This is a genomic window from Arthrobacter sp. 001422645 (assembly GCF_059816125.1).
This window is the reverse complement of sequence record NZ_JCBANT010000020.1, coordinates 41,646-61,315: the sequence shown is the minus strand read 5'-3', so window position 1 is coordinate 61,315 and position 19,670 is coordinate 41,646. Positions and strand designations below refer to the sequence as shown.

General features: G+C 67.9%; 19 protein-coding genes and 2 riboswitches. Of the genes, 2 read left to right on the top strand and 17 right to left on the bottom strand.

Annotation, left to right across the window (positions count from 1 at the left end; translation table 11 throughout):
* From AC6EUH_RS17040 to AC6EUH_RS17020, 5 genes are all read right to left on the bottom strand, one after another.
* The coding region (locus AC6EUH_RS17040; protein WP_499739377.1) for a serine hydroxymethyltransferase at positions 1–707 on the bottom strand (707 nt) is incomplete at its 3' end.
* The gene (gene gcvH, locus AC6EUH_RS17035; RefSeq protein ID WP_056424424.1) at positions 704–1,087 is read right to left on the bottom strand and encodes a glycine cleavage system protein GcvH; all 384 of its coding nucleotides are present in this window, start codon (positions 1,085–1,087) and stop codon (positions 704–706) included. The genes gcvH and AC6EUH_RS17040, both read right to left, overlap by 4 nt.
* A 561-nt stretch (positions 1,088–1,648) precedes the next feature.
* On the bottom strand, positions 1,649–2,797 hold the full coding sequence (gcvT, locus tag AC6EUH_RS17030; RefSeq protein ID WP_499739376.1) for a glycine cleavage system aminomethyltransferase GcvT: 1,149 nt from the start codon (positions 2,795–2,797) through the stop codon (positions 1,649–1,651).
* A 12-nt stretch (positions 2,798–2,809) separates the two neighbouring features.
* On the bottom strand, positions 2,810–5,698 hold the full coding sequence (gene gcvP / locus AC6EUH_RS17025; RefSeq protein ID WP_499739375.1) for an aminomethyl-transferring glycine dehydrogenase: 2,889 nt from the start codon (positions 5,696–5,698) through the stop codon (positions 2,810–2,812).
* A 39-nt stretch (positions 5,699–5,737) separates the two neighbouring features.
* A riboswitch (glycine riboswitch) is annotated at positions 5,738–5,855 on the bottom strand.
* A gap of 1 nt (position 5,856) precedes the next feature.
* Positions 5,857–5,955: riboswitch (glycine riboswitch) on the bottom strand.
* Between the two features lie 299 nt (positions 5,956–6,254).
* Complete coding sequence (locus AC6EUH_RS17020; protein WP_056426469.1) at positions 6,255–6,794, bottom strand: TetR/AcrR family transcriptional regulator; 540 nt, start codon at positions 6,792–6,794, stop codon at positions 6,255–6,257.
* Positions 6,795–7,011: 217 nt separating this feature from the next.
* On the opposite strand from AC6EUH_RS17020, the gene AC6EUH_RS17015 reads away from it, so the two are divergent.
* Positions 7,012–8,538: an MFS transporter gene (locus tag AC6EUH_RS17015; protein ID WP_499739378.1), complete on the top strand. Its 1,527-nt coding sequence runs from the start codon at positions 7,012–7,014 to the stop codon at positions 8,536–8,538.
* A gap of 74 nt (positions 8,539–8,612) precedes the next feature.
* Here AC6EUH_RS17015 and AC6EUH_RS17010 read toward each other — a convergent pair whose 3' ends face one another.
* Both AC6EUH_RS17010 and AC6EUH_RS17005 read right to left on the bottom strand, forming a co-directional pair.
* Positions 8,613–9,092, bottom strand: a complete 480-nt coding sequence (locus tag AC6EUH_RS17010; protein ID WP_056424415.1) for a Dps family protein — start codon at positions 9,090–9,092, stop codon at positions 8,613–8,615.
* A gap of 209 nt (positions 9,093–9,301) precedes the next feature.
* On the bottom strand, positions 9,302–10,120 hold the full coding sequence (locus AC6EUH_RS17005; protein WP_056424411.1) for a sigma-70 family RNA polymerase sigma factor: 819 nt from the start codon (positions 10,118–10,120) through the stop codon (positions 9,302–9,304).
* A gap of 216 nt (positions 10,121–10,336) precedes the next feature.
* On the opposite strand from AC6EUH_RS17005, the gene flgN reads away from it, so the two are divergent.
* A complete protein-coding gene (flgN, locus tag AC6EUH_RS17000) occupies positions 10,337–10,903 on the top strand; it encodes a flagellar export chaperone FlgN (protein WP_056424407.1) in 567 nt (188 codons plus the stop codon).
* 60 nt (positions 10,904–10,963) lie between these two features.
* Here flgN and AC6EUH_RS16995 read toward each other — a convergent pair whose 3' ends face one another.
* From AC6EUH_RS16995 to AC6EUH_RS16950, 10 genes are all read right to left on the bottom strand, one after another.
* Positions 10,964–11,236 (bottom strand): carbon storage regulator, encoded by a 273-nt coding sequence (locus tag AC6EUH_RS16995; protein ID WP_056424404.1) that lies wholly within the window; start codon positions 11,234–11,236, stop codon positions 10,964–10,966.
* A 74-nt stretch (positions 11,237–11,310) separates the two neighbouring features.
* Positions 11,311–12,408 carry a hypothetical protein gene (locus AC6EUH_RS16990; RefSeq protein WP_499739374.1) on the bottom strand — a complete coding sequence of 366 codons (1,098 nt, stop codon included), beginning with the start codon at positions 12,406–12,408 and terminating at the stop codon, positions 11,311–11,313.
* Complete coding sequence (locus AC6EUH_RS16985; RefSeq protein WP_056424398.1) at positions 12,386–14,434, bottom strand: flagellar biosynthesis protein FlhA; 2,049 nt, start codon at positions 14,432–14,434, stop codon at positions 12,386–12,388. Before AC6EUH_RS16985 ends, AC6EUH_RS16990 begins: the two co-directional genes overlap by 23 nt.
* Before the next feature lie 37 nt (positions 14,435–14,471).
* Entirely contained in the window at positions 14,472–15,551 is a 1,080-nt protein-coding gene (locus AC6EUH_RS16980) for an EscU/YscU/HrcU family type III secretion system export apparatus switch protein (RefSeq protein WP_056424395.1), read from the bottom strand.
* A complete protein-coding gene (locus AC6EUH_RS16975) occupies positions 15,551–16,309 on the bottom strand; it encodes a flagellar biosynthetic protein FliR (protein WP_056424392.1) in 759 nt (252 codons plus the stop codon). The genes AC6EUH_RS16980 and AC6EUH_RS16975 overlap by 1 nt, the downstream gene beginning before the upstream one ends.
* 1 nt (position 16,310) lies before the next feature.
* Positions 16,311–16,586: a flagellar biosynthesis protein FliQ gene (fliQ, locus tag AC6EUH_RS16970; RefSeq protein WP_056424389.1), complete on the bottom strand. Its 276-nt coding sequence runs from the start codon at positions 16,584–16,586 to the stop codon at positions 16,311–16,313.
* Positions 16,583–17,449, bottom strand: a complete 867-nt coding sequence (fliP, locus tag AC6EUH_RS16965) for a flagellar type III secretion system pore protein FliP (RefSeq protein WP_056424387.1) — start codon at positions 17,447–17,449, stop codon at positions 16,583–16,585. Before fliP ends, fliQ begins: the two co-directional genes overlap by 4 nt.
* Positions 17,446–18,015: a flagellar biosynthetic protein FliO gene (gene fliO / locus AC6EUH_RS16960; RefSeq protein ID WP_056424384.1), complete on the bottom strand. Its 570-nt coding sequence runs from the start codon at positions 18,013–18,015 to the stop codon at positions 17,446–17,448. Before fliO ends, fliP begins: the two co-directional genes overlap by 4 nt.
* Positions 18,016–18,744, bottom strand: a complete 729-nt coding sequence (gene fliN, locus AC6EUH_RS16955) for a flagellar motor switch protein FliN (RefSeq protein ID WP_056424381.1) — start codon at positions 18,742–18,744, stop codon at positions 18,016–18,018.
* The gene (locus tag AC6EUH_RS16950; protein WP_235500058.1) at positions 18,741–19,637 is read right to left on the bottom strand and encodes a flagellar motor switch protein FliM; all 897 of its coding nucleotides are present in this window, start codon (positions 19,635–19,637) and stop codon (positions 18,741–18,743) included. The genes fliN and AC6EUH_RS16950 overlap by 4 nt, the downstream gene beginning before the upstream one ends.
* Positions 19,638–19,670 lie beyond the last annotated feature (33 nt).

Below are 19,670 nucleotides of genomic sequence, written 5' to 3'. Positions count from 1 at the left end.
GCGTGCGGCACCGGGGAGGGGTGCAGCCCGGCCGCGACGAGCCCGGCGAAGTGGGCCATGTCCACCATCAGGTAGGCGCCCACCGAGTCGGCGATCCGGCGGAACTCGGCGAAGTCCAGCTGCCGGGCATAGGCGGACCAGCCGGCCACGATCAGCTGCGGCTTGTGCTCCAGGGCCAGGCGCTCCACCTCGGCCATGTCGATCCGGTGGTCCTCTTCACGGACCTGGTACGGGATGACGTTGTACAGACGGCCGGAGAAGTTGATCTTCATGCCGTGCGTCAGGTGCCCGCCGTGGGCCAGGTTCAAGCCCATGATGGTGTCGCCCGGACGGATCAGGGCGTGCATGACCGAGGCGTTGGCCTGCGCGCCGGAGTGCGGCTGCACATTGGCGAACCCGGCGCCGAACAGGGCCTTGACCCGGTCGATCGCCAGCTGCTCCACAACGTCCACGTGCTCGCAGCCGCCGTAGTAGCGCTTGCCCGGGTAGCCCTCGGCGTACTTGTTCGTCAGCACCGAACCCTGCGCCTGCATGACTGCCTTGGCGGTGTGGTTCTCCGAGGCGATCATTTCCAGGCCGTCCCGCTGGCGGGTCAGCTCGGCGTCGATCTTCGCGGCGATCTCCGGATCCAAAGCGGACAGGTCCGCGTCCAGGCTCGGCGAGACCACCTGCTTGAAAACAGTGATCGTGCCTGCGCCCGCGCTCACAGTTCGCCACCGTTCTTGGACGCGTATTCCTGGGCGGAGAGCAGCGGACCGTCCGATTCGGCGGCAACCTTGAAGAGCCAGCCTGCGCCGTACGGATCGCTGTTGATCAGGGAGGGGTCGTCGACGACGGCGGGGTTGGTTTCGGTGACCTCGCCCGTGACGGGGGCGTACAGGTCCGAGACGGACTTGGTCGACTCGACTTCGCCGCAGGTCTCCCCCGCGGTCACCGTGGCGCCCACCTCGGGCAGGTCCACGTAGACGATGTCGCCCAGGGCGTCCGTGGCCACGGCGGAGATGCCGATGGAAACAACGTTTCCGGCCTCCCGCGCAACCCACTCGTGCTCGTCGGAGTACTGCAGTTCAGGGGCAACTCTTGCCATGTTTTTTCCTAAGTCTCGGAGTGGTCTTGGTGCTAAATCTATTGTGGCTGGGTTACGGACTGGCCGTGGCTGGGTTACGCGGCGGGGTTCGCCATCCTCCGCGTGCTCGCTCGTACACCCCACCGTCCCCCTAACCTCGCAAGCTCGGTCAGGGAACCCGGACGATGGGGCACTCGCTTAGACGCACGCTTCCGGATGCCGCGCCCCCGCCGCTAGCAGCCAGTTCAGTTCCGGGAGCCAACAGTGTCTGACTGGCCCCAGTTCCGGAAAGGAACCGTGGCCGTTCGTATTCTTCTAGGGCCGACCCTCGGGAGGCGGTTCAGCTCCCAGCACTTTTGGCTTTCAAAGGCGCCGGTTCCCGTTGGTCCTGTTGTGGTTCTTTGTCTTCAAGGTGAGTTGCACCCGAGGTGAGCAGGGCCCCTTCGGGCCCGACATCCGGCAGCATGCGTCTAAGGGAGCGTCACGTCCGCCCAGCGGGCGTCTTCGCGACCGAGCATGCAGAGGATGTCGGACCCGACGGGCTAACGCAACCATAGTCACGCAGCCCCGGGACCAGCCGGGCTACTTTTGGCGCTTGTAGAAAGGCAGTGCCACAACTTCGAACGGCTCTGCCTTGCCGCGGAGGTCGATGTCCAGGGCGGTACCGGGTTCGGTGAAGTCGACGTCGACGTAGGCCATCGCGACCGGGTAGCCGAGGCTCGGGCTGGGCTGGCCGGAGGTGACTTCGCCGACGACGTTGCCGTCCTTGAGGACCGGGTAGTGACCGCGGCCGGCCCGGCGTCCGAGGCCCTTGAGGCCGACGAGCTTGCGGCCCGTGGTGGATCCGGCGCCGGCTTCCTTCTTGGCGGCCAGGGCGGTCTTGCCGACGAAGTCGCCTTCCTTGGACAGCGCGACGATCGGGCCCAGCCCGGCGGCGAACGGGTCGCCTTCGAGGGAGAGTTCGTTGCCGTAGAGCGGCATCCCCGCCTCGAGGCGGAGCGAGTCGCGGGACGCCAGCCCGGCGGGCGTCAGCTCGCCGTCCTCGGCGATCGTGACGAGCGCCTGCCACAGAGCGGCGGCGTCGCCGTTGGACACGAAGATCTCGAAGCCGTCCTCGCCGGTGTAGCCGGTGCGGGCCAGCAGGAGTTCCTGGCTGGTGCCGCCGAACATCAACGGAACCTCCACCGCAGCGTAGTACTTCAGCCCGGTGACGAGCTCGTGCTGCGCGGCGGGAACCAGGCGCAGCAGGATTTCCTGGGCTTTGGGACCCTGCACGGCGATCAGCGAGATCTCGGCGGAGGCGTCCTGGACGGTGACCTGGAAGCCTTCAGCCCGCTCGGCCAGGGCCGCGGCCACGACCTTGGCGTTGCCCGCGTTGGGAACCACGAGGAACTTATCAGTGTTGTCGGCCCCCGCCGGGCGCCGGTAGGTGATGAGGTCGTCGATGATGCCGCCGTCCTCGTTGCAGATCAGCGAGTACTTGGCCTTGCCGATCGCCATCGCGGAGATCTTGCCGACCAAGGCGTAGTCCAGGAACGCCGCGGCGTCCGGGCCGGTGACCCAGACTTCGCCCATGTGGGAGAGGTCGAAGAGGCCCGCGGACTTGCGGACGGCGTGGTGTTCGGCGAGTTCGGAGCTGTACTTGAGCGGCATCTGCCAGCCGCCGAAGTCCGTGAAGGAGGCGCCGAGCTTCTTGTGCTCTTCGTAAAGGGCCGTGTAGTTCTCAGTCATCGGTGGCTGTCCTTAGCTGTCAGAGGCGGAGTCGTCGGAGTGGTCTTCGAAGGCTTCGAGTGGAGGGCACGAGCAGATCAGGTTGCGGTCGCCGGCGGCGCCATCGATCCTGCCGACCGGCGGGAAGTACTTGTCCTGCTTGAGCGTGTGGACCGGGAAAACGGCCTGTTCACGCGGGTATTTCCGGGTCCAGTCGGTGCTGATGACAGCAGCGGCGGTGTGCGGGGAGTTGCGCAGCGGGCTGTGCTCCACGGCGAAGTCGCCGTGGGCCACCTGGTCGATCTCGGCACGGATGGAGATCATCGCCGTGATGAACCGGTCGATCTCGCCGAGGTCCTCGGATTCGGTGGGCTCGACCATCAGCGTGCCGGCCACCGGGAACGCGAGGGTGGGGGCGTGGAAGCCGTAGTCGATCAAGCGCTTGGCCACGTCCTCGGCGGTGACGCCGGTCTTGGCCGTGAGCTCGCGCAGGTCCAGGATGCACTCGTGGGCCACGAGTCCGCCCTCGCCGGTGTAGAGCACCGGGAAGAAGTCGTTCAGGCGGGAGGCGATGTAGTTGGCCGCGAGCAGGGCGGACTTCGTGGCCTCGGTCAGGCCCTGGCCGCCCATGAGCTTCACGTACGCCCAGGAGATCGGCAGCACACCGGCGGAGCCGTAGCGGGAGGCGGAGATCGGCGTGCCGCTTTCGCCGTTGGCCGGATCCGCGGCGTTGCCGGGCATAAACGGTGCCAGGTGCGCCTTGGCCGCGACCGGGCCGACGCCGGGGCCGCCGCCGCCGTGCGGAATGCAGAAGGTCTTGTGCAGGTTCAGGTGCGAGACGTCGCCGCCGAACAGGCCCGGCTGGGCCAGCCCGACGAGCGCGTTGAGGTTGGCGCCGTCGATGTAGACCTGGCCGCCGGCGGCGTGGATGGCGTCGCAGACTTCACGGACGTCGGCGTCGTACACACCATGGGTGGACGGGTAGGTGATCATGATGCAGGACAGGGCGTCCCGGTGCTGCTCGATCTTGGCGGTGAGGTCCGCGTGGTCGATCGTGCCGTCCGACGCGGTGGCGACGACGACCACCTTCATGCCGGCGAGCACGGCGGAGGCCGCGTTGGTGCCGTGCGCGGAGGCCGGGATGAGGCAGATGTTGCGCTGCTCGTCACCGCGGGAGTGGTGGTAGCCGCGGATGGCCAGCAGGCCGGCGAGCTCGCCCTGGGATCCGGCGTTGGGCTGGATGGACACCTGGTCGTAGCCGGTGATCTCGGTCAGCTGCGCTTCGAGGTCCGTGATCAGTTCACGCCAGCCGGCGGTCTGGGACTCGGGGGCGAAGGGGTGGATGGAGGCGAACTCCGGCCAGGAGATGGCTTCCATCTCGGCCGTGGCGTTCAGCTTCATGGTGCAGGAGCCCAGCGGGATCATGGTGCGGTCCAGGGCGAGGTCGCGGTCGGAAAGGCGGCGGATGTAGCGCAGCAGCTGGGTCTCGGAGCGGTGGGTGTTGAAGACCGGGTGCTGGAGGTAGTCGGAGGTGCGCTCGACGGCGGCATCCAGGGCAAAGCCTTCTACTGAGTCAGCCACCGTCGCCCCGAAGGCGGCGACGACGTCGGCGACGATGGCCGCCGTCGCGGCTTCATCGGTGGAGATGCCGACGGTGTCCGCGTCGATGCCGCGCAGGTTGATGCCCTTCGCCTCGGCGGCGGCGACGATGTCCGCTGCCTTGCCGGGGACCGAGACCGTGACGGTGTCGAAGAAGGAGGTGTGCAGCACGTCCAGGCCGGCGGCCTTGAGCGAGGCCGCGATGGTCCGGGCGTGTCCGTGGGTGGTCTCGGCGATTGCCTTGAGGCCGTCCGGGCCGTGGTAAACGGCGTAGAAGGAGGAGACGATGGCCAGCAGCGCCTGCGCGGTGCAGATGTTGGACGTGGCCTTCTCGCGGCGGATGTGCTGCTCGCGGGTCTGCAGGGCCAGGCGGTAGGCCGGAACGCCGGCGTTGTCCTTGGACACGCCCACCAGGCGGCCGGGCATGGACCGCTCGAGGCCCTTCTGGACCGCCATGTACGCGGCGTGCGGGCCGCCGAAGAACAGCGGGACGCCGAAGCGCTGGGCGGAGCCGACGGCGATGTCGGCGCCCTGCTCGCCCGGGGACGTGATGAGGGTCAGGGAGAGGAGGTCCGCCGCGACGGTGACGAGGGCGCCGCGTTCCTTGGCCTCGGCGATCACGGCGGTGTGGTCGAACACGCGGCCGGAGACGCCGGGCTGCTGCAGGACGACGCCGTTGATGACGCCGTCGGGCAGTCCCTTGGAGAGGTCAGCGACCTCCACCTCGAAGCCGAGGGCCTCGGCGCGGCCCTTGACGATCGCAATGGTCTGCGGCAGGCAGTCGGCGTCGAGGACGGTCTTGCCGTCGTGCGCGGACTTATTCTTGTTGGCCCGGCGCATCATCAGCACGGCCTCGGCCACGGCGGTGGCTTCGTCCAGCAGTGAGGCGTTGGCGATCGGAAGGCCGACGAGGTCCTGGACCATGGTCTGGAAGTTCAGCAGCGCCTCGAGCCGGCCCTGGGAGATTTCCGGCTGGTACGGGGTGTAGGCCGTGTACCAGGCCGGGGCTTCGAGGATGTTCCGGCGGATGACGGCCGGAGTGACGGTGTCGTAGTAGCCCTGGCCGATCATCTGGACGGCGGTCTTGTTCATCGCGGCCAGCTGGCGCAGCTCAGCCAGGACCTCGACTTCGCTGAGCGCCGCGCCCAGCGCCAGCGGGGAGTCCTGCCGGATGTCCTTGGGAACGGCGGTGTCCACGAGGGCGTCGACGGTGTCGTAGCCGACAGCCTTCAGCATGGCGTCGACGTCGGACTGACGGCGTGCGCCGATGTGCCGGTCAACGAAGGACGTGGAGGCTGAGGTAACAGTCACAAGGAACTCCATAACTAAGGCGGCGCAGGGTACGCCACATTGATTCGGGTTCCTCCCCGCTCTGTATTGGACCTGAGAGTTTCCGCGTAGCCGTGCTCTCGCATGGCTCCGCTTGCACCGTCGGTGAGCACAGCAAGTCAAAAGACATGCCTGCTACTTTCCAGAGTTGCCTTGCCGCGGCGGTACATGGGCCTGAGAGATTCCTGGGGAGGGTTTGCTCCTACGGCGCCTGCTTGTACCTACAAGCAGAACTCTCCCGCCGCAGATCAAAGGCATATTAACTTGGCGTGACAACAGTCACAGCTCTCATTGTCCTACGCCCGGCCCGCGTCCGCAAACCAACGAACCGGGGCCGCGCGAGCGTTACGCGCCGGAGCCGCCGTCGGCCCACGACAGACGCTCCCGCACATCCGGCTGAAGTTTCCCAAACGCTCCGACGCATTCGACTGAAGTTCCCAAACTCTCCCCCGCCAGACGTGCGGGAGCGTTCCGCGTTGACCCGCCAGACGTGCGGGAGCGTCATGTGTTGACCCGCCAGACGTGCGGGAGCGTCATGTATTGAGCCGACTCAGCCGCGGAGCCGCCCCAGGGCGGTGAGGAGACTTTCGACGTCGGCGCCGACCTCCGGATCCGGCCCGCCCGGCCCGCGCGCCAGCATGGCATTGAAGTACAGCCCGTCCCCCATATAGAGGACCGGCTTGGCCATGGCGGGACCGACGTCGGCCGCCAGCAGTTCCAGCCAGGACGCCTGGACGGCGGCCATCCGCCGCAGGGTTTCCTGGTGGGCCACTTCGGCGAGCCGGGTGGCGGCGACAAAGACCCGGTCCAGCGGCGTGTCCGCCCAGACCGAGGACTTGATGAAGAACGCCGCGGCGCCTTCCGGTGCGGCTGCCATGGCAGCGAGGTCCTCGGCCAGCAGCCGGTCCAGCCGTTCCAGCAGGACCGAGATCATCGCTTCTTTGTTGGGGAAGTGGTAGAGCAGCCCGCCCTTGGAGACCCCGGCCAGCCGGGCCACGGCATCCAGGGTCGCGGCCCGCTCACCCTCTTCAATCAGCAGGGACTCGAACGCGTCAAGGACGGCTTCGCGGGCGACGGGTTTTCTGGCCATGCGTCCCATCATGCCCCGTGGCGGAAGTGTTTCTTAACGCCGGGTTTCCTAACTGTACCGTCCAGACGGTACAGTTAAGCTCATGAGCAACACTTCCATCACCCGCAACAGCACCGGCACGGTTGTCACCAACGCGGCCGGAAAAACGCCCACCGGGGCAACATCCGGCCAGGCACCGCGCGCGCCGTGGCGTGACTGGCTGGCGCTGGCGCTGCTGATGTTCCCGGTGCTGCTCGTGGCCGTCGACAACACCGCCCTGACCTTTGCCCTGCCGGCGATCGCGCGCAGCCTCGACGCCACCGGTGTGGAGCTGCTCTGGATTGTCGACGCCTATCCGCTGGTCCTCGCCGGCCTGCTCGTGGCAATGGGCAGCCTCGGCGACAGGATTGGCCGCCGCCGGCTGCTTTTCATCGGCAGTACAGGCTTCGCCGCCGTCTCGGCGGCCACCGCGTTCGCCCCGAGCGCCGAATGGCTGATTGCCGGACGCGCCGGGCTGGGCTTCTTCGGCGCCATGCTGATGCCCTCCACGCTGTCCCTGATCCGCAACATCTTCCCCGAGCCCAACCGGCGCCGGCTGGCCGTGGCCATCTGGGCCGCAGGCTTCTCCGGCGGCGCCGCCCTGGGCCCGATTTTCGGCGGCTGGCTGGTGGAGAACTTCTGGTGGGGCGCCGTCCTGCTCGTGGCCGCGCCGATCATCCTCCCGCTGCTGATCCTCGGTCCGGCCCTGATTCCGGAATCCCGCGACCCGAACCCGGGACGGGTGGACGTGCCCAGCATCATCCTGTCCCTGCTGGTGATGGTGCCGGTCGTCTACGGCATCAAGATCCTGGCCACCCACGGACCGGCCGCGGAACCGCTGGCCGCCATCTGCTTTGGCCTGCTGATGGGCTATGTCTTCATCCGGCGCCAGCGGCACCTCTTGCCGGCAGGTCCGGCAGTAGCAGCCCCGGCACAAGGCGCCGCCGGGGCACGGACCCGCCCCGCTCCCCTGCTGGATATCAGCCTTTTCGGCAACCCGGTCTTCAGCACCGCCATCATCGCCAACGTGCTGGCATTGTTCTCCTTCAACGGCTTCATCCTGTTCCTCGCCCAGCACCTGCAGCTGCTTGAGGGGCAATCGCCCTCGGAATCAGGCGTCGCCATGATCCCCGCCCTCATCGCCACTGTGGCGGCCGGGCTGCTGGTGGTGCCGCTGGTGAAGAAGGTCCGCCCCGGTTTTGTGGTGGCCGGCGGGCTGCTCCTGAGCGCAGCCGGCTACTTCGTGGTGGCCTTCGGCGATCACGGCAACGGCCCGGCGTTGCTGCTGGCGGCCCTGCTGGTGCTGTGCCTCGGCGTCGGCGCCGCGGAAACCATCTCCAACGACCTGATCCTCGGCGCCGCTCCCGCGGAGAAATCCGGTGCCGCGGCCGCGATCTCGGAGACCGGCTATGAAATCGGCTCCCTGCTTGGCACCGCCATCCTGGGCTCCATCCTGACGGCCTCCTACCAAGGCAACCTCCGGCTTCCCGCCGGCGCCGCCGAGGCTGCCCCCGCGGAGGCCTCCGCGCAGGCCGGCGAGACACTCGCAGGCGCCGTGGAGCTGGCCCAGGGACTGCCGGGACCGCTGGCCGACGCGGTGATGACGGCCGCCCGGGCCGCCTTTGACTCGGGTGTCCACATCACGGCGGCCATCGCGCTCGTCCTGATGGCGGGAGCGTCAGTCCTCGCCGCCGTCGTCCTCCGCAAGGTGCCGACGGCCCGGTAGCCCCGAGGGGTTAAACGCCAAAGCGCCCGACGCCGGTGGGAACCGGCGCCGGGCGCTGACGTTGCCGTCGGACGTTACTTGCTGTCCGCCGTGGTGACGCTGGTGTTGGCCCGCATCGTCTCGGCGTTGACCAGCCAGGCGTACTGCTCGAACTTGGCGATGAATTCGTGCAGCAGGTCCGCCGTCGTGGGGTCTTCCTCGTCCACGGCGTCGTGAACCTTGCGCATGGTACCGACGGCGGCCTCGAGGGCTGCGACGATCCGCTCGATGGCGTCCTTGGTGTTGATCAAACCGGCCGGGAACTCAGCGAGCGAGGTGGACTTGGACACCGTGGAGCTCCGGCCGTCCGGGAGGGCGTGAAGGGCGCGCATGCGCTCCGCCAGGTCATCCGCGAAAGCGCGGGCCGAGTCGATGATCTCGTCCAGCTGCAGGTGGAGGTCCCGGAAATTCGTCCCGACGATGTTCCAGTGCGCCTGCTTGCCCTGAACGTGAAGTTCGATCAGGTCCACGAGCACTGCCTGCAGGTTCGTCGTGAGCGTTGGTGTTGCTTTCATGCGTCCTCCTGAGTAGTTCCGGTACCGTCGCGCCGCGTTGCGGTTGAACCGATGCTGGTGAGTCCACTGCTGGTTCGTCCGGTACCGCCAGATCCGATGCTACCGACGCTACCCCAGTGCCGGGAGGGACCGCGACGCTCCGCCGATAATTTCTCGGTCAGCTTACTAAGTCGGCTTACTACTTGCCGGGGGGTGCGTCCGGGAACCGTTTAGACGGCCTCGTTGAGCACCGGCCCCTGCGGGAAGATGGCCCGCGTGAAGCCGCCCGTGGTGGTCTCTGCCAGCTGGGCGAGGTAGTCATTACGGCGCTTGGGGGTGATCCGGGACTGCGGCTCAAAACCCTGCCCGGGATCGTCCGAGTAGTGCGCGGTGAGGCCGTCACGCATGAGCCGGATGGCCTCGGCGCGCTGCTGGGAAACGGCGGCGTGGGTGGATCCAAGTTCCGCTGCCAGATCCTTGACGGTCCTGTCGCCGAAGTAGATCTCCTCGACGACGTAACGCATCCGCTCCGGGAGGGACTTAACCGCCGCGCGGAGGTACTGAAGCCGCTCGTCCGCGAGTACGGAATGTTCGGGGGTCAGGGTCTCCGCGGCCAGCGTGTCGACCACGGCTTCATCCAGTGGCGTCAGGGTCCGGGAGGCGTCCGCGAGGGCTGCCTCGACGACGCTCTGCTGCACACCCAGGGCTGCGGCGATCTCGTCGACGCTGGGGGTGCGTCCGAGGGCAGCGGCGAGGGTTTCCTGGACCGACATGGTTTCTTTGATCCGGCGCCGCGCCGAGCGGGTGGCCCAGTCGCTGGCGCGCATCTCGTCCGCGAACGCGCCCAGGATCCGCCGGCGCGCGAAGGCACCGAACGGCACGCCGAGGTCCGGGTCGAAGGAGTCCGCCGAGGTGATCAGGGCAATGGCGCCCGCAGACGCCAGGTCATCGCGGGAAAGGTGTGACGCCTTTGAGCACAAGTCTGAGACGAGGTAGCCCACCAGCGGAAGATGCTGTGTGACCATCTCGTTGCGTTCCACGCGATTCAATAGAGTGTCCCCCCATGAGACAGGATCCGGCAGCCTTAAACGAGCGGGAGCCGCACCCGAAATGGGCCCCGTGCTCCCCCCATGGAAGTCGGTGTTAAAAACCCGGGCGCAGCACCCAAGTCGAAACCTATCACCTGATCCGCGCTCTGCGTGTAACCTCAGGGAAAAGCTTGGCTGAAAATGCGGTAAGGCTTCTCGGCCGGGGCGGCAAGGGGAATGGGGCCCATGGGTGCAGGTGATCTTTCGGCAGCTCTCTGGCAGGAGCGCCGTCAGTTGGAATTGCTCTTATTCAGACTGGAGACGCAGCGGCTCCATGTCCTGGCCGGCAACGTCCAGTGGTTGAGCTTCACGGCCTCCGAAGTGGAGAGCGTCCTTGATCGCCTGCGCTTTGAGGCTTTGGCCCGGGGTGTCGAGTCGGCCGCGGTGGCGGCCGAGTGGGGTTTGCCCGCCCAGGCAACCCTGAACGAGCTCGCCGCGGGGGCACCGCCTGGCGCCTGGGCCGAGGTCCTGCAGGATCATCTGGACGGCCTGCGCGCGTTGCTCCGGCAGCTCAACGATGCCGCTCTCGCCAACGAGGACACGCTGCGCAACCTGAGCCGGCCGGTCGCGTCCGGCGCGGCCGCCGGAACGCGCAACGGCGACGCCGCTGCCACCCTGCCCGCGGACACTGCGGGGACTCTTGACCAGCTGACGACGGCGGGAAACATTGAGCGCGCCCTAGCGCTGGTCCGCCGGACGGCCCAGCCCCTTCTGGAGCAGTTTCTGGGCGGCAACCGCGGCTGACTGCGACTGTCTGTGCGTGACGCGTCTGCGTGTGCCCGTTCGGGGGTTAAGCGCCGGCGCTTAGTCCGCGGAGCGGGCCGGCTTCGGGGCCGGGGCCGGGGGCAGGAGCCCGCGCAGCGCGTCCTCCGCGTCCTGCCCGGCCTCTGCTCCGGCTTCAGCCGCCGCCAGGTTCGCCGCGGCAATCGCCTCGATGACCTCGCGGCGCTGGATCGGAACCCCGCGGGGGGCCTCAATGCCTATCCGAACACCGTCGCCGCGGCCTTCCAGAACCGTGATGACGATCCCGTCGCCGATCATGATCTGTTCGCCCGGCTTGCGTGTAAGTACCAGCATCCTCTCAATCTACCCTTCGCTGCGCGGAGCCGGTGACGAATCCTGCCGCTCGCAGTTGGTTCGTGCCTCGCATCTTAGATCCTGACCGAGCGGGCCTGGCCGGAGTCGATCCAGCCCACCGGCAGTCCCAGCGTGTTGACGGTTTCCGGGGTGGCGGTGTCGGCCGCCCCCACGACTGCGACGGCGGCGATGTCCAGTTGCGCGGCGAGCACACCCACCCAGCGCGCGGAGTCCTCCTGCTTGCGCCCGGCGTCGACCACCACCCACAGCTGGTCGGCGGACAGCGCGGCGACGGACTGGAGCCTCGCGAGGGCGTCGCGGGCCTTCCCCAGGCCGAAGGCCACGAGGACGGTCTGGTCCGTCATGACGGCGTGGGCGCGGGCCGCCGTCGCGGCCTGGCGTCCGTCCACGTGCAGATGGCCGTAGGCGGACAACTTCCCGGCTGTGCGCACGTCGGCGCCGCCGACTGCGGTGGACATGGCCAGGGCGGTGTCCAGGGCGTCGTCATCCAGCCCGATGAGCACCACCAGATCGCCGGTACCGCTCAGCGGCACAGGCACGGACTCCCGCAACCGGACCGCCGGAGCCACCGGTGCAGCAGGAGCCTCCGGCGTGGCCGGTGCAACGGCCGGCGCCGCTGCCGCCGTCGCCGACGGCGACGGCGACGGCGACGGCGACGGCGACGGTGCAGCGCCAGCGGCCGCGGCAGATGCAGAGGCGCCGGCCTTCGCTTCCGCGGCAGGGGTGCCGGCCGGGCCACGCAGCCCGTCGCCGAGCTGCTGGAGCAGTTCGGCGAAGTCCGGGGACTCCGTGGAAAGTCCGGAGTTACCGGGCCGGTGCAGGCTCAATTCGGTGGCGTCGGCTTCCTCCAGCAGGGCCGCGATCGCGGCGCCCTGCAATTCGTGGGTGGGCGCCGGCCCCGCGGGCGGATCGCCGGGACGGTCGGTCCCGGCCAGGATGTCGGGTTCGGGAACCACCTCACCGGTGACCACCTCATGTCCCGTGACCACCTCGATGATCGCCTCGTAGCGGTCGCCTGCGAAAAGTCCCGCGATCCCGGGGCTGATGACGCGCTCCGCGGAGACGATGCGGGCGGCGGGGCCGTGCTGCTGTTCCGCCTTGCGGCGGATCTCCTCTAGCGAGGCGCCTTTAAGCCGAAAGCGGTTCTGCATGGCGAACGACTCCTACTGTTTCGATCCGGACGTTGGCTGAAGTGACTTCGCGGTAGGACAGTACCGGCACCGAGCCGGGCTGCGCTCCCACGAGTCTGCGGATTGCGGGGCGGAGCGCCGGCGCGCAGACCAGCACGGCCGGGCGGTTGGCCGCGGCCGCGGAGTCGACGGCGGAACGCACCGAGCGGAGCACAGTGTCCAGCCGGTCCTGGCCCATCACGATCTGGCTGCCGCCCTCGGCGGGGCGCATGTCCTCGAGCATGTGCTGCTCCAGGACCGGGTCGATCATGATCACGTTCAGCACCGCGCCGTCCATGAATTTGGCCGTCAGCGCCGGGCCCAGGGCCTGCCGCGCGGATTCGACCAGTGATTCCGGGTCGGTGGAGACCTTGGCGCGGAGCGTAAGCGCCTCGTAGATCCTGGCGAGGTCGTTGATGGGCACCTGCTCGTCCAGCAGGCCCTGGAGCACGCGCTGCAGCTCGGCGAGGGACAGCAGCGCGGGCGTGAGTTCGTCGACGGCGGAGGGGCTCTGTTTGCGGACGCCCTCGGTGAGAACCCGGACGTCCTCGCGGGACAGCAGGCGTGCGGCGTTGGCCGTGACGATCGAGGACAGGTGGGTGACCAGGACGGAGACGCGGTCGATCACGGTGGCGCCGGTCATCTCAGCGTTGTGGCGCATTTCCGCCGGGATCCATTTCCCGGCCAGGCCGAACACGGGTTCGATCATCGCGATACCGGGGAGCGAGTCGAGGCTGTCGCCCAGGGCCAGCATCTGGCCGCTCGGGGCGGTCCCGCTGCCTGCCTCGACCCCGGCGATCCGGATCGAGTAGCTTGCCGGGGGAAGGTCCACGCTGTCCCTGGTGCGGACGGGAGGGATGACCAGTCCCAGTTCCATGGCGATCTTGTGCCGCAGGGACCTCACGCGGGCAAGCAGGTCATCCGAGGCACCGGAAACCATGTCCACGAGGTCCGGGGCGAGCAGGATCTCCACCGGGTGGACACGCATGTCCTCGAGCAGCTTCTCGTTCGGGTCCATTTCCGGGTGGCTGAGGGCGCTGGCCTCGGCGTCCCGGGTCTTCGCCTCCTGCACTTTTTGCGCCGCGATCCGGCGCGACGCGAACAGCAGCCCGGCGCCGACCAGGATGAACGGCAGGGGCGGCATGCCCGGAATGAGGGCCATCGCAATGGCGGCAACGCCGGCGATCATCAGTGCGCTGGGCGACTGCATCAGCTGGGTGGACGAGGTGGTGCCCATGTCCGATTCCGCGTTGGAACGGGTCACGATCATACCGGTGGAGACGGCCATGAGCAGGGCCGGGATCTGGGTGACGAGGCCGTCACCCATGGTCAGCAGGCCGTAGGTGTTCACGGCGTCGCCGATCTCCATGCCGCGCTGCAGCATGCCGATCGCGATGCCGCCGACGAAGTTGATGATAATGATGATGAGCCCGGCGATGGCGTCACCCTTGACGAACTTCGAGGCGCCGTCCATGGCTCCGTAGAAGTCGGCCTCGGCCGAGACTTCGGCGCGGCGTTCCCGGGCCTGGGTGTCGGTGATCAGCCCGGCGTTGAGGTCGGCGTCGATGGCCATCTGCTTGCCCGGCATCGCGTCGAGGGTGAAGCGCGCGCCGACTTCGGCCACGCGCTCCGCACCCTTGGTGACCACTACGAACTGGATGACTACGAGGATGAGGAACACGACGGCGCCGATAATCATGGATCCGCCCACGGTCACCTGGCCGAACGCCTCGATGACCTGTCCGGCGTGACCCTCCCCCAGAATCAGCCGGGTGGACGCGACGTTCAGGCCCAGCCGAAACAGGGTGGCAACCAGCAGGAGCGACGGGAAGACGGAGAAGTCCAGCGGCTTCTTCACGAACATGCTGGTTAGAAGGATCAGGAGCGCCAGGAGGATATTGCAGACGATGAGGACATCCAGCAGTGGCGCGGGCACCGGAACAATCAGCAGCAGCACAATGCCGACGATGCCGATGGGCACTGTCAGCGGACCGAGCTTGTTCTTCATGGTGCGGTCCTTTCACAGACGTTGGCTGGAGACGTGTTCATAGGGCGGTGGCCATCCGGTGCATGCCGCGGGCGGCGCCGCGTGCCTTGAGCGACATCACGAAGGCGAGGACCCCTGCCACCGCGCGGTAGAAGTCCACCGGGATTTCCTGGCCCAGTTCGCAGGCGCTGTGCAGCGCCCGGGTCAGCGGAATGTCCTGGACCATCGGCACGTTCTTTGCCTCGGCCTCGTCCCTGATCCTGGCGGCGATGTGGCCGGAGCCCTTGGCCACCACCCGGGGTGCGGACTTTCCCGGTTCGTACTTGAGCGCCACGGCGAAGTGGGTGGGGTTGACCAGCACGACGTCGGCGTCGCCGATCGCCGCGATCATGCGGTTCCTGCTCATCGCCATCTGCCGCGCCCGCCGCTGGGATCGGATCAGCGGGTCGCCTTCGCTGCTCTTGTTCTCGTCCTGGATTTCCTTTTTGGACATCCGGGTCTTCTTGCGGTTGCGGCGCATCACGACGAAGAAGTCTGCCGCCGCCAGCACGATGCCGGCCGCCACGGCGAACTGGACCAGCGAGGCGATCCCGCCGCCCGCGGCCTGCACCACCCCGGAGACCGGCATTCCTCCGGCCGTCAGGAGGACCGGAACCAGCCCCTGCACAACGCTGTAGAGGACCAGGCCCACCACACTGGCCTTCAGCAGCGCCTTGACGCCGCCCCAGATCGCCTGGGTGCCAAAGACGCGTTTCAGGCCGCTGAGCAGTTTGAAGTGCTCGAAGTCCAGCTTGAACTTCTTCATGTGCACCCCGCCTTGCAGCGCGGCCCCGGCGAGGACCACGATGAACACCACAATCAGCATGGGTCCGACGATCCCGCCGATGGCGGCGAGTCCGTCCTCCAGGGCTTTCACGGCCTTGCCCGGCTCCGGGGCCGCGACAATGCCGCGGACGCTGAAGAGCTGGTCCGTGGCGGCGCTGGAGGCGCGTTCGATGGTGGCCGGAAGCATGATGGCGGCGGCGCCGACGCCCACCCACGCGGTGAGGTCCTGGGAGCGGGAAAGCTGGCCCTTGGAACGGACCTCTTTCATGCGTTTGTCGGTGGCTTCTTCGGTTTTTTCCTGTGAATCCGACATCAGCCCACCCCCAGCACTGTCTTGGCGGCCTGGTTGGCGAGGCTGGAGACGATTCTGGGCAGCGCCAGGAACATGAATCCGGCGAGCATCAGCGTCATCAGGATTTTGAGCGGGAAGCCGAGCGAGAAGGCGTTGAGCGCCGGGGCCACACGCGTCAGCAGGCCCAGTCCGACGTCTGCGAGAAACAGCACCACCACCAGCGGACCGGCAATCTGGACGGCGGCGAGGAACATGCCGGTCACCGCCGACGTCATGGCCTGCACCGGCTGGGCCAGATCGATACCGCCGGCCAGCGGCAGGGCCACGAAGCTGCCCGTGAGTCCGGTGATGACCAGCTGGTAGCCGTCGGAGGCGAACAGCAGCGCCAGGGCGGCCATCTGCATCAGCCGGGTGAACTGTGCGCCGTTGACGTTCATCTGGGGGTCAAAGCTCTGCGCCAGCTGGAACCCGCTGAAGAGGTCGATCAGGCTGCCGGCGGACTGGACGGCAGAGAAGATCACCAGCACCAGGAAGCCGAGGGCCAGCCCGGTGACGAGTTCCAGGACCACCCCCGTGAGGAAGCCGGCGGTGTCGCGTGGCGTGTAGCCGTCGGACACCCACTGGGAGACCGCCAGGCCGAGCCCGAGCCCGAGCATGGCTTTAACGCGGCCGGGGAACGCCTGGTATGCGAAGGGCGGCGCCACGATCAGGAATGCCGTCATCCGGACGGTGGCCAGCAGAACCGCTTCCAGCCACGTCGGGTCGATCGGTATGCCCACCTCACAGGCCTCCGAGCAGGGCCGGGATCTTGTCGAAGAGGTCGTTGGTGAAGGCCACCATCTCCGAGATCATCCAGTGGCCGCAGATCAGCAGGGCGACTGCCACGGCCGCGGCCTTGGGCACGAATGACAGGGTGGCTTCCTGCAGCTGGGTGATGGACTGCAGCAGCGCGATGGCCAGTCCCACCACGAGTGCTGTCACCAGCACAGGCGCGGAGAGCTTGGCCGCGACGATCATGGCCTGGAGGCAGATGTCCAGGACGGCGTTGGCGTTCATCCGGTGCCCGCATAGCTTTGGATCAGCGAGGTGATGATCAGGCCCCAGCCGTCCACGAGGACAAAGAGCAGGATCTTGAAGGGCAGCGAAATCATCACCGGCGGGAGCATCATCATGCCCATGGACATCAGGGCCGCGGAGACCACGAGGTCGATCACCAGGAACGGGATGAAGATGACGAAACCGATGATGAACGCGGCACGCAGTTCCGAAATCATGAAGGCGGGAATGAGGGTCTGCATGGGAACGGCCTCGGGGGTGGCCGGATTTTCCGCTGCGGCGGCCCGGGACATCAGGGCGATGTCCTCTTCCCGCGTGTGGGCCAGCATGAACTGCTGCAGCGGCCCGCTGGCCGCACCGACGGCCCCGTTGAAGTCCAGGGTGCCGTTGAGGTAGGGCTGGATCCCGATCGTGTTCATCTCGTTGATGACCGGCCACATGACGAAAATCGACAAGAACAGGGCCAGCCCCGCGAGGACCTGGTTCGGCGGGATGGACGGCAGCGACAGCGCGTTGCGGGTCATGGCCAGCACCACGAAGATCTTGGTAAAGGAGGTCATCATCAGCAGCAGCGCCGGCGCCACCGAGAGCAGGGTGATGCCGATCAGGGTCAGGACCGCCGTCGACGGTTTGCCGTCCAGTCCGTTGATCTCGATGTTGACGCTTCCGCTGCCGGGGTTCGCCGGATCAGTTGGCGCTACCGGCGGGGTGGGGTCGATGGGAGCGGCGTGGCCGGCCGAGGCGTTCAGCCACAGCAGCAGCACCGCGAACAGGACGGCGGCCAGGCCCAGGACAATGGCCCTGGCCGGTCCGACGGCAGGAGGGCGCGCGGAGGCGGAGCGGGAAGCGAGGGAGCGGGTCAATTGCGGCGTCCGCTCCTGAGAGCGGCGGCGGCCTGCTTCCACGTGGAGCCGGCAAGGATTGAACCGTGCAGGGGCGCGTGGCCGGACGCGCTGCCGCGCAGCGCCGGTCCCCGCGCATGGGAGTCCCGGTGCAGCGTGCTGCGGCGGGACAGCGGGGCGTTTCCGGCGTCGGGGCCGGCGGGCTCGTCGCTGCCCTCGACGGGAAGCTCCTCGAAGGCGGACTGTCCGCCGTGCAGCGGGCCGAAGCCGGACAGCACTCGGGCGAATTCACCGGCTCCGCGGCGGGTTTCCGGCACAGCCGGCTCTTCGGCTTCGGCCGGGATGTCGCCGGTGTGCAGGACGTTGACGGCGTGTTCCGTGACGCCCAGCAGGAAGCGCTGCCCGGCGGCGTCGACCACCACCACGGACGCTTTCTGGCCGACGCTCTGCCGGCTGACAATGGTCAGTGCGCGGTCAGCCCGCCGCCGTCCGGTGCCTTTGCCGAGCCGGCGTTGCAGCAACCACATGAGGCCCAGCACCGCGCCCAGGGCCACGAATACCCGCAGCCCGAGGATCAGTGCGTCCATTCAGCTGAGCCCCTCGGCAACATCGAGGATGCGGGTGATCCGGACCGCGTAGTCCTGGTCCAGCACCACCACTTCGCCGTGGGCAATCAGCCGGCCGTTGAGCAGGACGTCCGCCGGGGCGCCGGCGGAACGGTCGAGTTCAATGATTTTTCCCGGTTCGAGCGAGAGCACGTCGCGCACCGACATGCGGGTGCGTCCGATCTCCACGGTCAGGGCCATTTCGATGTTGTTGATCCGCCCCAGCCGGCCGGCAACGGCCTCGCCGCCGGCGAACACGTCCCCTGCGCGGTCCTGGCTGGTGCTGTGCTCCCGGAGACGGACGGCGAACCAGGCGGCGGCGTTGACGCCGTCGGACAGTTCGAAGACAGCGGTGTCGGGGTCCGAAAGCAGCCCGGAGGCGTCGGACTCGCGCAGGTCGCTCAGAACGCCGGCGCCGAAGACGGAACTGGCGCTTTCCATCGCCGGGCGCAGCACGTCGGTCACCGAAACGACGCCGGGCTGGCTCCCCGACATGCCGCCGGCCGCTTCGTCGAGGAAGGTGCGGTCGCTCAACATGAGCGCGAGGTCGGCGGTGACAGAACCGACGAACGTCGCGGTGACGGCCTGGCGGGCGTAGGGCGCGGCAGCACGGGCCGGCACCAGGGCCAGCACCTTGAGCGCTACCGGGCTCGGCAGTTCCTCAACGAGCCGTTCCGCCGACGATTCGTGCCTGGTCAGGGTGATGCTCATCGGTGATTCTCCTCGATTGTGACAATGACGGCGGCCGCACGGGACCCGTTGCGGGCCGGGGCGGCAGTGGCGAGCCGGGTGCCGTCCAGGGTGAGGTCAAACGGGCGGTTTTCCATGTGCGGCAGGGTCAGAACGTCGCCCACGGCGAGGCCCAGGACCTGGCTGGGGGTGACGAACGACGTCGAAAGCCGGACCGACAATTCCACCGGGACCCGTTCCAGTTGGGCGGTGACGCGTGCCGCGGCGTCCCCGCGGTTGTCCGTCGGGTTGACCTTCTTGAGCCGGCCCAGCAGGATGCTGGCGGGGACGGCCAGGGTGGCGGGGGCGCTCATGTCGCCGACGTTCATGGTGAACGCCGCAACGATCATCAGTTCGCTGGGGGCTGCGGCCTGGGCGAACTGGGAGTTGTACTGGATGGTGTCCACGCGGACGGTTTCGCTCAGCAGCGGTCCCAGGGAGTAGCCGAGGTCTTCAAGGGCCTCGTCCATGAGGCCCTTGACCAGGGCCTGTTCGATCTGGGTGAACTTGCGGTCCGGCATGGGCGCGTCGTTCGAGGCGCCCAACATGCGGTTGACCCAGCCGAGGGCGGCCGGGGCGGGGAACTGCACCACGAGCTTGGAATCGTGCCCCTCCACCGTGCACAACACCATGGCGGTGACCGCGGGCAGGGAGGCGGCGTACTCGTCGTAGCTGAGCATGCTGACGTCTTCCAGCCGCACCACGGATTTAACGCGGACCTTGGCGGTGAGCTGGGTTCCCCACTGCCGGGCGTAGGTTTCGAAAGCGAGCTCCAGGACACGGCTGTGCTCGCGGGCGAGCGTTGCGGGGCGCCGGAAGTCGTAGACGCTGACCGTCCGCTCCCGTGCCACTTCCCGCTCATCCAAAACACTCACGGTTGCCACTATCGGCAAGGGATCCGCCGTCGT